Below are 13,210 nucleotides of genomic sequence, written 5' to 3'. Positions count from 1 at the left end.
TGAGAATCGTCTGAGGGATATTGATCCGTTGCGCATGCAATCGTCGCTTTTAGCCTACAGAGGCTAAAAAGAAGCACGCATTGCGCGGGCTCCAAAGGGGGATGCGAGCCATCCCGACACGACCATTTGGCTCGCTGACATCGTCGATTCCAGGCGACAATCTATGGACGTCGTCACGCGAAAGACATAAGAAAAATCCGAATCGGTCAGGTCAGCGCCTTCGCGAATGGGTTCGCGCGCCGTCGAGATAAGCGTCAAGGATGACCGAAAGCTTTGGCAGCAAGTGCGGATGATCCCGATCTACTACGATGACTTTCTCGACGATTGCGTGAGCTTCTTCTGTCGCCGTGGCAAACCGGCCCGCAATAACAACCAGTTCACCCGGAACGTGTAAGCCGCGACGCCCCGGACTTCGAGGCGCAGCGCGCCTGGCTTATATGTCTCTATCACCAGACCTTCCGGCCGCCGAAGGCACACGCGCAGTACATGAAGTAACGGCCCGCCGGAGCTAACCAGCGGGCCGTGTTTTATTGGATGCGCGCGCAACGATTATTTGCGTGGCGGATGGAACGTGACCGCCTTTTCCTCAGGGGCATCCGAAGGGCCACAGGTGCCGCACGTACCGCAACCATCGCCGCAATCGCCGGTTGCGCCTTTGGGCTGGAGCCAGCGTCCCACGCGTTGCGCGAATGCGCCGCGCTGTGAACGCAGCAGCGGCGCGGCCACGCCAGCCTGCATGCGCGAAGTGGTTTTCGGTGCGACCTTGCGCAGAGCGGTCCAGAAGCTCACCACGACGAGCAGCGCGATCACGGCATATTGCAGTAGCAGATTCGCGCTCACAGGAAATGCCTCGCAACCTGGTAGGTGATGAACGAAGCCGCGTACGCGACCACGAACATATAGCCAAACGAGACGACCACCGCGCGCCACGAACGCGTCTCGCGGCGGATCACGGCGAGCGTCGACATGCATTGCGGCGCGAACGCGAACCACACCATCAGCGAAAGCGCGCTGGCCACCGAGAAGTTCTGCGCGAGCGTGTGCCCAAGCGCGGCGACATCGCTATCGCCACCGGCTACGGCATACACCGTCGCGAGCGCGGCCACGGCGGTTTCGCGCGCGGCGAATGCGGGAATCAGCGCAAGGCTCATCTGCCAGTTGAAGCCGAGCGGCGCGAACGGCCATTGCAGCGCGCGGCCCAGGTAGCCCGCGATCGTGTAGTCGATGGCAGGGCCGGTTGCGCCAGCGGGCGGCGAGGGGAACGTGGAGACGAACCACATGATCACGGTTAGCGCGAGGATGATGCCGGTCAGGCGCTTGAGGAAGATCGTGCAGCGTTCCCACAGGCCGATTGCCACGTCGCGTGCACGCGGGATGCGGTACGACGGCAGTTCCATCAGCAAGGCATATTCGGTGCGATCGCGGCGCAGATGCTTCATGATCCAGCCCACCGCCATCGCGCCCGCGATGCCCGCGACGTACAGCGCGAACAGCACCAGCCCTTGCAGATTGAACAGGCCGAACACCATGCGATGCGGGATGAACGCGCTGATCAACAGTGCATACACCGGCAGGCGCGCGGAGCAGGTCATCAGCGGGGCAACGAGTATCGTCGCCAGGCGGTCGCGCGGGTCGGAGATGCTGCGCGTGCCCATCACGCCCGGAATCGCGCAGGCGAAGCTCGACAGCAGCGGAATGAACGAGCGCCCCGTGAGCCCGACCGACACCATCATGCGGTCGAGCAGGAAGGCCGCGCGCGGCAGATAGCCGGACTCCTCCAGCACGAGGATGAAGAAGAACAGCACCAGAATTTCGGGCAAAAAGCCCAGCACGGTGCCCAGCCCCGTGAGCAGACCGTCAGTGAGCAGGCTGCGCAGCGGGCCATCGGGCAGCCAAGCGCCCGCAATGCCGCCCAGCCAGTCGAAGCCGTCGCCGATCGAGTCGGTCAGCGGTTTGCCCAGCGAATACACGGCCTGGAATACGAGGAACATCACCACGGCGAGGATCAGCGGGCCGATCACCGGATGCAGCGCGACGCTGTCGATGGCGTCGTCGCGCGCATCGGTGGCGCGCGGCATCGTCACGGCATCGGCGAGAATCGCGCGCACGGTGGCGTGCAGGTCGCTCCCAGGATCGGCGGCTGCGCCGGCGGCGTGGGGCGCGAGCGCGCTGCTCGCGTCCACGCCGTCGATCAACTCGATCAGCGACTGGGCGCCGTTGCGTCGCACGGCCACGGTTTCTACCACGGGCATGCCGAGCGCGCGCGCGAGCTTCGCCACATCGACGGTGATGCCGCGACGCTTCGCTGCGTCCATCATGTTGAGCGCGAGCACGACCGGCCTGCCCATGCGCTTGACTTCGAGCACGAAGCGCAGATGCAGTCGCAGATTGGTCGCATCGGCGACGCAAACCACCAGATCGGGAATCGCTTCGCCCGGATAGCGGCCCATCAGCACGTCGTGCGTGACGCGCTCGTCGGGGCTAACCGAATCGAAGCTGTACGCGCCCGGCAAATCGAGCAACTGGATCTTGCGACCCGAGGGCGTGGTGAAGCGGCCTTCCTTGCGCTCGACCGTCACGCCCGCGTAGTTCGCGACCTTCTGGCGCGCGCCGGTGAGCAGATTGAACAGCGCGGTCTTGCCGCAGTTGGGGTTGCCGACGAGGGCGATGCGCAGCGGCGTCTGGCTCATACGGCGGCTCCCACCACGTCAGTATCGTGCCCAACGGCTTCGAGGCTCACGCTCACGCGCCCGGCTTCCGCGCGGCGCAGTGCGAAACGCGTCGAGCCGATCTGTACCAGCAGCGGGTCGGCGCTCCACGGCGCGCGCGCCACGAGGCGCACCGGCTCGCCGGGGACGAAGCCAAGATCGCGCAGGCGTTGTGCGATGGGGTCGCGTGCAGACGCGTCGTCGACGCGCTCAACAAAGGCAGGAACGCCCTTGGGTAGGTCGGTCAGCCGCATGGGGAATCTTTTTATGAAATGAGAACTGTTCTCATTGTAGCGGCGTTGCGCGGTTGATGTGTTTCAAACCGGCGCGTGCGACTTGATCCGACGCTGCGGCAGCGGCAAAAGCGCATGTGTGCGGGATGGAGTGTGCGATTTTGTCGCATGCTTGCGTGCGCCGATCCGCACCCGATCCCCGGTTGCCGGTTGTGGCAAGGGGGATGACACGCCGTTTAATTTCGATTTGCGCAAGCGAGGAGCAGCGCCAGGCCCGCACCGGAGAACAGCGCAAGCGTGCCTGGAGTGAGCATGAAGAGCCCTTTTGTCGATGAGGCAAAAGGGCTGTCGGTCTAAGCGCCGGACCTCTTACGGTCACAGTCGCGCGAGGTCCGTCGGGCCGATCAACCGTGGTAATTCGGGCGGCGTGGATCGAACATCGAGCCGTTGTCTTCACGCGGCTTAGGGTGGTCATGGCGCACGTGCGCGTGTTCGTCGCGACGACGCACTTCGCGTCAATGCCCGGCGCGTTCGCGCGTGTCGTAGCCCTTGTGATGCGACAGCACCCGTTGCGAGCGTTGCTCGCCATGGTCCCATTGCTGCCCATCGCTCGAGCCGGAGACGCCGTGCGGGCCCGGTAAGTGCTGCACGAAAGGCGGGCGTTGACGGCGTTTGGTGTGCTCTGACGATGCTTGACGAAATTCGCTCAAGCCCTTCGGTGAAACCGACAGCGCCGTTCCGGTTGCGTATCGGGCGCTGTCGGTAAAGCGTGAAAATGATCGCGCTGCCTGGTTTTACTGTGCGACCGGCACCGTCACGTCGCTGCCGAACCAATGCATCGAGATTTTCTTGAGCGTGCCATCCTGTTTGAGTTGCGTGAGCGCGTCGTTGATCGCCTTTTCGAACTTCGGATTGCCCTTGCGGAACGGAATGCCCATCTCCTGATTCGCGCCCTTGAGCACCGCGCCCGGACGCAGCGGCAGATGCGAGGTCTTGATCATGTACGGCAGCATCAAACGGTCGTCGATGGTGGCGTCGATACGTTTGGCGGCGAGGTCGCGCAGCTTTTCGGGCGCGCCCGGATAGGTCTGCACGTTGATGCCGGGCACGGCGCGCGCCATCGAGTCATAGTTGGTGCCGAGGGTCACGCCGATCTTCTGCTCGCCCTTGAATTGGTCGAGCGAAGTGAACTCGCGTTTGTCGTCGGCGCGCTGGATCAGCTGCGCCGCCGAAAATGTATAGGGCTGGCTGAAATCGAGCGCCTGCTGACGCTGCGGCGTAATGGTCACCTGGTTGACGATGACGTCGAACTTGCCGGCCTGCAGCGCGGCGATGATGCCGCTCCATTCGGTGGGGATGAATTCTGGCTTCACGCCGAGCTTCGCGGCCACGGCTTTCGCCACATCGACATCGAATCCTTCCAGCTCGCCCGAACTGTTGCGCGAGTCGAACGGCGGATAGGTGCCTTCCAGACCGATCTTGAGCACGCCTGCCTGCTTCACGCTGTCGAGCAGGTCTTCGGCATGGGCGGCCACGGCGGTAAAGCCAAGCGAGGTGAATGCGATTGCACCTGCGAGAAAGAGTTTCGATACCTTCATCATGTGTCTCCTGATTGTTGGTGTGGGGGCTACGGTGTGACGCTGCCGTGATCGTGCGGCGTGTTGCAAAATCGATTGCTTCGGTGTCCTGCTATTTGCAATGGGTTAGATATTCGGTGCGGGCAGCGCGCCAAGAATCTCTTCGAAGGCCAGGCCAATGGCGAGCAGCCGCCGGTCGCTGCCGGTGGGGCCATCGAGTTCCAGGCCCACCGGCAAGCCCGCTTCGGTCAAGCCGGCCGGCAGTGCGAGGCCCGGAATCCCCGCATTGCTCGCGGGATCGGTGTTGCGCAGATAGGCTTCCAGTTCGTCGATGGGCGCACTGCCGTCGATCGACACGCTCGACGAACCGTTCAGATCGTCGATCGGCACGGCGGCCAGGCGCGTGGTGGGGAACAGCAGCGCGTCCAGACCGTTGGCGGCGAACGTCTGCGCGTAGAGCTGCTGCAGGCGCGGGCGCCAGACCGTCATCGCGGTTTGATAGTCTCTGCCGCGCGTATCGGCGAGGATCGCGTCGTAGGCGGCGCGCACGTCAGGGCTGGCGATGCGCGCCGCCACGTCGGCCACGCTTTGCACGGGCGTCTGGTTGGCGGCTAGCCAGCCCTGCAGATCGTCGATCGGTTCATGCAGCGCAATGGCCATGCTCACGCGGTCATTGAGCGCGAAGATATCGCTCATTTCCACCGGCACCAGCGTGACGCCCGCCGCCGCGAGTTTCGCGAGCGCGGCGCGCGCGACGTCTTCGGTCGCGGCTTCGAGTCCGGCCCAGAACGGCGCGGGCAGGCCCACGCGCAGATTCGTGACGGCTGCCTGGGCGAGCGGGCCAAGGCCGGTAATCACACCGTCGAGCAGCGCGACGTCGGCGACCGTGCGGCCCATCGGCCCGACCGTGTCGCGCGTATGGCTGATCGGCACGACGGCGTGCGGGTCGTGATAGCGCCGCTGCGTGCCGCCGTCGCCGACGCTCGGGCGCAGGCCGACGATGCCGCACAGCGCGGCGGGAATGCGCGTGGAGCCGCCGGTATCGGTGCCCAGTCCAGAAGGCACGATGCGCGCCGCGATGGCGGCAGCGGTGCCGCCCGACGAGCCGCCGGGAATCCGTTCGGGATCCCAGGGATTGCGCACGGGACCGGCATGCGGCGCGAGGTTGGTGCTGGTGATGCCGAACGCAAGTTCGTGCATATTGGCCTTGCCCAGCACGATGGCGCCCGCGTCCACCAGGCGTTGCACCGAAGGCGCGTGGCGCGCAGCCACGAAGCCTTCGAGCGCGGGCGTACCGGCCGAGGTGGGCAGCACGCGCGTGTTGATGTTGTCCTTGACGACCACGGGCAGGCCCGCGAGCGGCAGACGCGCGCGCTCGTTGAGGCCGAGCGCGTCGATGCGCTGCGCGGCCGCCAGCGCGCCTTCCACGTCCAATGCGGTGAACGCGTTGAGATTGGCGAGCGCCTCGGCGCGGGCGATCAGCGTGGCGACGTAATCGGCCGCCTTGAGCCGTCCTGCGCGAATCGCCTCGACGGCTTGCGTCGAGGTCAGTTCCAGCTGCTGGTCCACGGTCCAGGTCATGCAGTCTCCTCCTCGTGCAGCCTTGATTGGATGGCGCGCGGTGTTCGCGGTGTGCTTGCCGGTGCGCTTATTTCTTCATGAATCGCAGCGCCAGACGCGCGAGCGCGGGCACCAGGGTCGGGCGCAACAGGCGCGGGTCATAGCCGCTCATGCGATCCCGATCTTCCGTCAGGCAGAGTTGAATCATCTCACGCGGCTTGAGCGAATCGCCCAGCACTTCGCGGTTGGCGGGCAGAAAATTCGAATCGTGCGCCACGCCGTGCGCGTCGATGCCGCGCGCGATCGCCACGCGGTCCCATATCAGTTTGATCCAGATTGCGCCCACGCGCAGCGAGTGCCAGGGGCGGCGCCACCACGGCAGATTCTTGCGATACCACGCCACCCAGTTCACGAAGAACAGGATATGGCGGGCTTCCTCCTGGATCACCGGTTCGAAGGTCTCGACGAGTTCGGCGGGAAAAAAGCCCGAGCGCTGCGCGGAACGGAATAGTCCAAAGGCGAAAAAGCTGTCGATGCACTCGCTGTAGCCCGTGAACATCCACGCCCATTCGGGGTCTTTCGGCGGCGGGTAGGTGGGTTCGGGCGCGAGTTCGATCCCGTAGGCCTGCACGAGATGCGAGAGCACGACCTTGTGGCGCGCTTCTTCGTCGCCGTCCATTTCGATGGCTTCGCGCAGCAGCGGATCGCGCACGGTTTTCGCGTAGGTCTTGACGCGGATCGAGGCGCGGCCCTCGGTCTGTACGGCGATGTCCCAGATCGGCAGCGAAGTCAGCCGGCGCAGTGCGTCGGGTTCGAGCTTCGGCCAGTCGAGCACGGCGGGACGGTACGGATCGTGGGTGTCGAGCAACATCCGGCTGAACATCTTGCGATGTTCGTCTGATCCGATCCTGATGGGCCCTGGCGTGTCGTGAGTCCAGTGACGCAGCGCGGCGTCCTGGTCGGCGAGCGCGGTGTCGCCGTCGTCGATGATTGGCGTCAGGGATGCAGACATGGAGGCAAAAGAATGACGGTAATGTGACTCCTATTCTGTCATAACTGTAAGGAAAGCCATTGGCTCACGCGCAGCGGCGCTGCTCGTCGATCCACATGCGCGCCCAGCGGCAGGCGTACGCCAGCGCATGGCGTTCATCGAAGAAATAATCCAGTGCATCGAACGAAACGATCTTCTGGCTCGTGCGCGCGCTCGACGCCTGTGCGCCGGGTTGCGCGGCGCCCAGCGTGCCGATGGTCAGATTGGCGGCGTACAGGCCGTTGGGCAGTGCCTGCGCGCTGGGCGCGACTTCGTAGCCTTTGTAGCGGATGGGTGCGGTCATGGCTTCCAGCTCCTGCTGGTGCGTCCTGCTCGTGTGCGAATTGCGCATGTATGCCTCGCCTGTGCGATCTGTTCGACTGCTGCATTTGCCAGTACGAGGCCAGCGTAGGGGCAGCCATGCGCGAGGGGAACCAATCTTTCGTCGCAAGCAAATCACGGGCGGACTGGAACGGTCAGCAGAATGATCGCGATGAGGCGAGCTGGTGTGCCCGTTTCCAATGTGGATCGCGCAAAAGGCAGCGTCTGTGGGATGACCGACGCAAGGCGAGCGCATCTGTGCGCTGGCGCGCGTTCGAGCGGGGATGGGTGCTGCGGGGTGTGCCGGCGACAGGCGAGCGACGAGGCGCGCGGCGGCCTCGTCGTGTTGCTGATGCTTCGTTTGCAGCGTTTGAAGCGTTCGCTGCCTTAAACCGCGACGCTCAGGCGATCCTCATTGCGTGCGGAAGCGGCGGCGCTCGATGCGCTCGTGGCAATCGTAGGAGACGGGTGCGCGGCACGCTGCGTGTTGAACGCGAGCGCGAATTGCGCGGCCTGTTGGCCGACCGTCGAGAGTTGATCGACCACCTTGGGATCCGAGCATTGCTGCGCGCTTTCGAAACGCGTTTCCAGCGTGTTGATGCCCGCGCCGAACGGCGTCGGCCAGCCGCGCAGCGCGTGCACGATCGAGCGCAGCGAGGTCAGCACGGAACCGGCGGCCTGCCAGCCATAGGCGGTCACGATGCAGCCGACGGCGCGGCCGTCGAGATAGGGGCGTTCGTCGGCGCGCAGTTCTTCCAGCGTATCGAGCGCGTTCTTGACGAGGCCGGACACGCCGCCGTGGTAGCCCGGCGTCGCGATGATGACGGCATCCGCGGCGCGCACGGCTTCGATCAATTCGAGCTGGGCGTCGGTGCGGGTGGCGGCTTCGGGCGCGTAGTGCGGCAGGCTGTGCAGGAAGGTGCCGCCGAACAGTTGCGTGCGTGCGCCGGCCTGCTCCGCGCCGCGCAGCGCGAAAGCGAGTGCGCGTTCGGTGGAAGACGCTTCGCGCGTCGTGCCGCCGATGCCGACGACGAGCGGACGGTGTCTGGAATCGGAAATGCTCAAGGGGGGCTCCTCGGGTAAGCGGTAGGGCACGCGAGCGCACAATGCACGGCGCGAAGACGCGCGGCAACGCGTAAATTGGCGGCGGGCCGGCGCAAGGAATGCGTTTACATCGGAACTGCCATCTTAGTGACCGCGCGGTGCCGCACGAAACGACTTTTTGTTCTAACGATATGCCCGGGAGACAGGTTCCGCTCTGCGCGGCCCGCCCATATGCATAGCTGAAAGCATTGGTTGGGCTGGCGGGCGGCCATCGCTACGATGAAACCGTCTCCTCCATGAGCATCTCCTTGACATGGGATTCGGCCCCGCACCGTAAGGTGACGGGGCCGCTTTTTTTTCCGGAGACGGATTGCGCGCGCAGCCCCGGAGCGGGTGCTGGCCGCCGCGGGCGCTTATTGCGCGCGGGCCGCAGGCGCGACAGAGACGTTCGGCAGGGCTTGAAGCGAGGGGATCGACGCGCCGGGCTGGCGGCGCGCCGGGACGGCGTAACTCACCTGCAGGACATTGCCGTCCGGGCCGATCTGCGGCGGGATTTCGGGCAGACCGTCACGCTTCGATTTCACGCCGCTCTGGCCCGTGGCACCGTTTGCACGATTGTTGCCGGCTGGCAGCATCGGCACGGTTGGCGCCGGCGCGCGCATGGCCGGTTCGGCGATCTTGCGCGTGTCGGGACGCTCGACGCTCGCGAGCTTCTTCTTCGTTTGGTGCGCATGCGCCTTCTTGTCGGGCGAAACCGGATGCGCGCCGGGCAGGCGCGCCTCGGGCGGGTTCCAGATTTCGGTGTAGTGTTCCCCAGCGAGCGCGGTGGAAGCGAGGACGCACAGCACCGTCCCCGTCAAGATAAATCGCACGTCGTGATCTCCGTTTTGATGAACAGACCCGCCCGGCCTTTGCAGTGCGCCCGGCCGCGCACAATGCGCCGGCCGGCACCCCCGCAGGGGGCGAAGCCCGGTACGGCAACCGGGCTGCACGCACTGTACATTCGTACAGCGGTGAATGCAAACGTTTGACGGCGCGCAGCGCGTGAGTGTTGCGCGGACGCGGCGTCCTGCGGCTGTCATCAATGTGTGCGCGCGCCTGCTGACGGGCCGCGCGCACATCGAAGAAAACAGCGACCGATCAAGCGTCGAGCGCGGCGCTCCCATGCAGCCCGAGCCAGCGGCCGTAGCTGCGAGGCGAGAAGGCCAGCGTGAGCACGATCATCGCCGAAATCGAGATGGCCAGCATGACCCAGGCGGCGGTAAAGCCGCCCGTCAGATCGCGCACGCGTCCGGCCACGATCGGCGCGATGGCGGCGATCACAAAACCTAGCCCTTGCACGAACGCCACCAGCCGCGCGGCGATGTGGTGGTCGCCCGAGTGATCGAGCGCGGTCACCAGCGTGACCGAGAAGGTGCCGCCCAGACCCGCGCCTGCCGCCGCGATCCACAGCAGCGGCGCGGCCTCGGGCCAGGCGGCCAGGCCGACGACGCCGATCCATTGCAGGCACAGGCCGCCGATCAACCAGGGCCGGCGATCTGTGAAACGCGCGGCCGCGAGTGGCAGCAACAGGGCGCAGGCGGCCTGGAAGACCGTCATGGCGGCCAGCAGCGAGCCGCTTGCCGAGACGCTCGCGCCATGTTGCTGGTAGTAGGCGGGCAGCCAGGCGACCAGGCTCGTATAGCCGCCGTTCACGAGACCAAAATGCAGGCCGAGCGCCCACGCCCGGCGCTTCTTCCAGACCGGCACCGCAACGTGATGCATGCCCGGTTGCGACGCGGCCGGGCTTCCCGTCGCACGCGCACCGTAGTTGAGCCAACTCCACAGCACCAGCGCCATCAGTGAGGGCGCGGCCCAGATTGCCAGCGCGATATGCCAGGAACCGCCCAGGCGCGCCGCGAGCGGACTCAGGCTTGCGCCCAGCCCGCCGCCGCCCATGATCGACGCCGAAAACAGCCCCATCGCCAGCGGGACGCGGTGCGCGAAACGCTGCTTCATCACGGCCGGCAGCAGCGCCTGGATGGCTGCGACGCCCGCGCCCGCCGCGATGGCGGTGAGCATGAGCGCGCCGCCTGTCGCGGCGAACGCACGTGCGCCGCAAGCCGCCGCAATCGCGATCAGACCGAGCGCCACGCCGCGCGTCTCGCCCAGGCGCCGCGCCAGCAGACCCGTGCCGAACGCACCCAGCCCCATTGCCACCACCGGCAGGCTGGTGAGCAGCGACGCGCCAGAGAACGACAGGCCGGTGGCCGCGCGGATCGTCGTCATGAGCGGACTGATCGAGGTGAGCAGCGGCCGCAGATTCAGCCCGATGGCGACGATGGTGGCATACCAGACGATGGCGCTCACGTCCGGCTTGCGCGGGCGTGTGGGGGCGGATGAAGGGGGCATTCGGTCAACCTTTTGAAGCCTGTTTAGTTGACCATTATACGAATTTATTGTCAACAATCTGGGTGACGGCTGCTATGCCGCGTATAGCGGCCGCCGTGTTTCAGGGCGTACGCCGCTTGACGGGCGGCCTCGCTACAATGCCGGCTGGCACTTTCTCGCGCATGGTTTCATGGCTTCCTCGACTCGCTCCGCTCCTGCCGCTCATACCGCCGGTTCCGCGCCAACCTCCGCGACCGTCACCACCGATACTGACCTTGACATCGACGATATCGAAGCGCAGGTCTATGCCGCGATCAACTCGGCGCTGCTGCAAGGAAAACTCGCGCCGGGCCAGCAACTGGTCGAGCGCGAACTCGCCGCGGCTTTTGGCTGCACGCGCGGCGCGTTGCGCAAGGTGCTGGCCCGGCTGGGTTTCGAAGGCAAGCTGGAGCTCGAACCGAATCGCGGCGCGTTCGTGCCGTCGCCTTCCGAGGACGATATTCGCGCCGCGTTCCGGGCGCGCCAGGTGGTGGAGGCGGGTGTCGTCGTGAATCTGTGCGGCGCGCTCAACGCGGGCATGCGCCGCAAGCTCGCCGCGCACGTGCGCAGCGAAAAGAAGGCACTGCGCGAAGCTCGCGTAGACGAGGCGGTGCGCCTCGCGGGCCAGTTTCATTTGTTGCTCACCGAACTGGCGGGCGGCGTCGCGCTGGTATCGGCGCTCGCGCAACTGGTCGCGAAGACGGAGCTTTACAAGGCGCTGCTCGACCCGTCGAAGGCCACCTCTTGCGCGCCCGACGAGCACGCGCAGATCATCGCGGCGCTGGAGAGCGGCGAACAGGCGGTGGCGCTCGCAACGATGCGCGAGCACCTCGACGAGATCGAAGAGCGCATCGTGCGCCAGGTGCGGTTGCACTCGGGGCACGATCTCAAGGCGGTATTCAGCGCCTTCTAGCGAAAATCAGCGGATTTCAGCTAATTTCCGCCACGCGCCGCTTCAATTCCTTGGACGCGGCAAGCGGGATACGCGCATCGTCCCAGGTCGCGAGCCATTCCACTTCCCTGGAAGCGAAAATCTGGCCGTGATTGCGCAGCGCATATTGCAGCGAATCGATAATGTGATTGCGGATGATCTCGGGCGTAGCCGGATCGTCGAGTACAGTGCGGAAGGCTTCGAGCGTGGCCATCGCGGGCTCCAGCGAGTGTGGCGATAGCCATAGTTATTGCACGACAAAAAGCCGCGCGCCAGCGTGAAAAAAATTAATCGCGTTTAAACAAGTTCGGGTTCGTGCGATTTTAATACGGAGTGCGTAGCAAATGATTGCGCCGATTATCTGCGGCAGCATAGCGCGGATCGACCCCTAACACCCCAGACGCACGCGATTGCTACACTACAGTCTTATGCAAGTCAGTCTTGCGCAATCGATGAGGGAAATATCATGGTGCGTTATCGGCACTACAAGGGCGGATTTTATGAACTCGTGTGCGAGGCGACGCTCGAATCGGACCCGACGGTCACGATGATCGTGTATCGCGCGGCCAACGGCTCGATCTGGACGCGGCCGGCTTCGGTGTTCTTCGAAATGGTCGAATTCGAAGGCGCACTCGTGCCGCGCTTTGCGCCCGTCAACTGATTCATTCTTTATTCCATCCACGAGGTCCTGTCCACGATGCGTCTTCTTATCGCGCTTGTCTTTCCCTGGTTGCTGTTTTTCACGATCGGCCGCCCGATCGCCGGCATCATCTGCCTGATCCTGCAAATCACGCTGATCGGCTGGATTCCCGCCGCCATCTGGGCGGTGTACTCGCTCAGCCAGTATCAAACCGACCGCAAGATCAACGAAGCCTTTGGCCGTCGCGGTTAAGACGGGGTTGCGCGGCGCAGTTCGGTGTTATGCGACATCGCGCGGTTACATTCGTAATCCACGCTCACAATTCAGCGAGAACTTCATAACGCTTCCCCTTTCTTACATATAGAAAGGGGAGCACATCATGTTCAGAACTGCATTGGTAGCCGGCGCCATCACCCTGCTGGCGGGGTGCGCCGTGGCGCCGGGTTACGGATACGGCTACGCTCAGCCGGGCTATTACGACTACGGCTACGCGCCGGGTTACGTCGCTCCTGCCTATGGCAGCGTCAATATCGGCGTATGGGGCGGCGGCGGTGGCGACCATTGGCATGGCGGCGATCGCGGCAGACCGTGGGGGGGCGGCGGCAACGGCGGCTGGCACGGCGGCGGTCATGGCGGGCAATGGGGTCCGCCGGGTGGCGGCCACGGCGGAGGTGGACGCGGTGGTGGTGGCCGCGGCGGTGGCGGCCACGGCGGTGGCGGCCGATGATCGCGGATAACCGGTTGCCTGCCGTCTAGA

At 65.1% G+C, this 13,210-nt stretch carries 16 protein-coding genes; 4 read left to right on the top strand and 12 right to left on the bottom strand.

The genetic code is table 11. From position 1 onward, the window contains the following. Nucleotides 1–549 precede the first annotated feature (549 nt). The 11 genes from F4827_RS09505 to F4827_RS09460 all read right to left on the bottom strand — a co-directional run bounded on the left by F4827_RS09505 (nucleotide 550) and on the right by F4827_RS09460 (nucleotide 10,864). Nucleotides 550–840 (bottom strand): DUF6587 family protein, encoded by a 291-nt coding sequence (locus F4827_RS09505; RefSeq protein WP_183723725.1) that lies wholly within the window; start codon nucleotides 838–840, stop codon nucleotides 550–552. Next, a complete protein-coding gene (locus F4827_RS09500) occupies nucleotides 837–2,690 on the bottom strand; it encodes a ferrous iron transporter B (RefSeq protein ID WP_183723724.1) in 1,854 nt (617 codons plus the stop codon). Before F4827_RS09500 ends, F4827_RS09505 begins: the two co-directional genes overlap by 4 nt. Next, entirely contained in the window at nucleotides 2,687–2,962 is a 276-nt protein-coding gene (locus F4827_RS09495) for a FeoA family protein (protein ID WP_183723723.1), read from the bottom strand. Before F4827_RS09495 ends, F4827_RS09500 begins: the two co-directional genes overlap by 4 nt. Nucleotides 2,963–3,456: 494 nt before the next feature. After that, nucleotides 3,457–3,591, bottom strand: coding sequence for a hypothetical protein (locus F4827_RS35165; RefSeq protein WP_260175077.1), 135 nt, complete (start codon nucleotides 3,589–3,591; stop codon nucleotides 3,457–3,459). Between the two features lie 144 nt (nucleotides 3,592–3,735). Then, nucleotides 3,736–4,539 (bottom strand): transporter substrate-binding domain-containing protein, encoded by an 804-nt coding sequence (locus F4827_RS09490; protein WP_183723752.1) that lies wholly within the window; start codon nucleotides 4,537–4,539, stop codon nucleotides 3,736–3,738. A gap of 105 nt (nucleotides 4,540–4,644) precedes the next feature. Beyond that, nucleotides 4,645–6,099 carry an indoleacetamide hydrolase gene (gene iaaH, locus F4827_RS09485; protein ID WP_183723722.1) on the bottom strand — a complete coding sequence of 485 codons (1,455 nt, stop codon included), beginning with the start codon at nucleotides 6,097–6,099 and terminating at the stop codon, nucleotides 4,645–4,647. 67 nt (nucleotides 6,100–6,166) lie between these two features. After that, nucleotides 6,167–7,090 carry a ferritin-like domain-containing protein gene (locus F4827_RS09480; protein ID WP_183723721.1) on the bottom strand — a complete coding sequence of 308 codons (924 nt, stop codon included), beginning with the start codon at nucleotides 7,088–7,090 and terminating at the stop codon, nucleotides 6,167–6,169. 64 nt (nucleotides 7,091–7,154) lie between these two features. Continuing rightward, nucleotides 7,155–7,412: a transcriptional regulator gene (locus F4827_RS09475; protein ID WP_183723720.1), complete on the bottom strand. Its 258-nt coding sequence runs from the start codon at nucleotides 7,410–7,412 to the stop codon at nucleotides 7,155–7,157. A 404-nt stretch (nucleotides 7,413–7,816) separates the two neighbouring features. After that, nucleotides 7,817–8,494, bottom strand: a complete 678-nt coding sequence (locus F4827_RS09470) for an NADPH-dependent FMN reductase (RefSeq protein ID WP_183723719.1) — start codon at nucleotides 8,492–8,494, stop codon at nucleotides 7,817–7,819. Nucleotides 8,495–8,886: 392 nt separating this feature from the next. Continuing rightward, a complete protein-coding gene (locus F4827_RS09465) occupies nucleotides 8,887–9,345 on the bottom strand; it encodes a hypothetical protein (protein WP_183723718.1) in 459 nt (152 codons plus the stop codon). Nucleotides 9,346–9,613: 268 nt separating this feature from the next. Continuing rightward, nucleotides 9,614–10,864 (bottom strand): cyanate transporter, encoded by a 1,251-nt coding sequence (locus F4827_RS09460; protein ID WP_183723717.1) that lies wholly within the window; start codon nucleotides 10,862–10,864, stop codon nucleotides 9,614–9,616. A 169-nt stretch (nucleotides 10,865–11,033) separates the two neighbouring features. Here F4827_RS09460 and F4827_RS09455 point away from each other — a divergent pair, with 169 nt between their 5' ends. Continuing rightward, nucleotides 11,034–11,795 carry a GntR family transcriptional regulator gene (locus F4827_RS09455; protein ID WP_183723716.1) on the top strand — a complete coding sequence of 254 codons (762 nt, stop codon included), beginning with the start codon at nucleotides 11,034–11,036 and terminating at the stop codon, nucleotides 11,793–11,795. Nucleotides 11,796–11,811: 16 nt separating this feature from the next. Here F4827_RS09455 and F4827_RS09450 read toward each other — a convergent pair whose 3' ends face one another. Further along, the gene (locus F4827_RS09450; RefSeq protein ID WP_183723715.1) at nucleotides 11,812–12,027 is read right to left on the bottom strand and encodes a hypothetical protein; all 216 of its coding nucleotides are present in this window, start codon (nucleotides 12,025–12,027) and stop codon (nucleotides 11,812–11,814) included. A 252-nt stretch (nucleotides 12,028–12,279) separates the two neighbouring features. Here F4827_RS09450 and F4827_RS09445 point away from each other — a divergent pair, with 252 nt between their 5' ends. From F4827_RS09445 to F4827_RS09435, 3 genes are all read left to right on the top strand, one after another. Next, a complete protein-coding gene (locus F4827_RS09445) occupies nucleotides 12,280–12,474 on the top strand; it encodes a DUF1653 domain-containing protein (protein WP_167068626.1) in 195 nt (64 codons plus the stop codon). A gap of 36 nt (nucleotides 12,475–12,510) precedes the next feature. Continuing rightward, nucleotides 12,511–12,705 carry a YqaE/Pmp3 family membrane protein gene (locus tag F4827_RS09440; protein WP_183723714.1) on the top strand — a complete coding sequence of 65 codons (195 nt, stop codon included), beginning with the start codon at nucleotides 12,511–12,513 and terminating at the stop codon, nucleotides 12,703–12,705. Between the two features lie 127 nt (nucleotides 12,706–12,832). After that, on the top strand, nucleotides 12,833–13,180 hold the full coding sequence (locus F4827_RS09435; RefSeq protein WP_183723713.1) for a hypothetical protein: 348 nt from the start codon (nucleotides 12,833–12,835) through the stop codon (nucleotides 13,178–13,180). Nucleotides 13,181–13,210: the final 30 nt, after the last annotated feature.

It is taken from the genome of Paraburkholderia bannensis (assembly GCF_014200455.1).
Classification (GTDB): Bacteria; Pseudomonadota; Gammaproteobacteria; order Burkholderiales; family Burkholderiaceae; genus Paraburkholderia; species Paraburkholderia bannensis_A.
The sequence above is the reverse complement of the archived record's forward strand: the minus strand, read 5'-3'. Positions and strand labels throughout refer to the sequence as shown.

What these genes read in the sequence shown, in the direction of transcription:
- F4827_RS09500 (WP_183723724.1), bottom strand. Translation starts at nt 2,690, where the DNA reads ATGAGCCAGACGCCGCTGCGCATCGCCCTCGTCGGCAACCCCAACTGC.
- F4827_RS09495 (WP_183723723.1), bottom strand. Translation starts at nt 2,962, where the DNA reads ATGCGGCTGACCGACCTACCCAAGGGCGTTCCTGCCTTTGTTGAGCGC.
- F4827_RS09490 (WP_183723752.1), bottom strand. Translation starts at nt 4,539, where the DNA reads ATGAAGGTATCGAAACTCTTTCTCGCAGGTGCAATCGCATTCACCTCG.
- iaaH (WP_183723722.1), bottom strand. Translation starts at nt 6,099, where the DNA reads ATGACCTGGACCGTGGACCAGCAGCTGGAACTGACCTCGACGCAAGCC.
- F4827_RS09480 (WP_183723721.1), bottom strand. Translation starts at nt 7,090, where the DNA reads ATGTCTGCATCCCTGACGCCAATCATCGACGACGGCGACACCGCGCTC.
- F4827_RS09475 (WP_183723720.1), bottom strand. Translation starts at nt 7,412, where the DNA reads ATGACCGCACCCATCCGCTACAAAGGCTACGAAGTCGCGCCCAGCGCG.
- F4827_RS09460 (WP_183723717.1), bottom strand. Translation starts at nt 10,864, where the DNA reads ATGCCCCCTTCATCCGCCCCCACACGCCCGCGCAAGCCGGACGTGAGC.
- F4827_RS09455 (WP_183723716.1), top strand. Translation starts at nt 11,034, where the DNA reads ATGGCTTCCTCGACTCGCTCCGCTCCTGCCGCTCATACCGCCGGTTCC.
- F4827_RS09450 (WP_183723715.1), bottom strand. Translation starts at nt 12,027, where the DNA reads ATGGCCACGCTCGAAGCCTTCCGCACTGTACTCGACGATCCGGCTACG.
- F4827_RS09445 (WP_167068626.1), top strand. Translation starts at nt 12,280, where the DNA reads ATGGTGCGTTATCGGCACTACAAGGGCGGATTTTATGAACTCGTGTGC.
- F4827_RS09440 (WP_183723714.1), top strand. Translation starts at nt 12,511, where the DNA reads ATGCGTCTTCTTATCGCGCTTGTCTTTCCCTGGTTGCTGTTTTTCACG.
- F4827_RS09435 (WP_183723713.1), top strand. Translation starts at nt 12,833, where the DNA reads ATGTTCAGAACTGCATTGGTAGCCGGCGCCATCACCCTGCTGGCGGGG.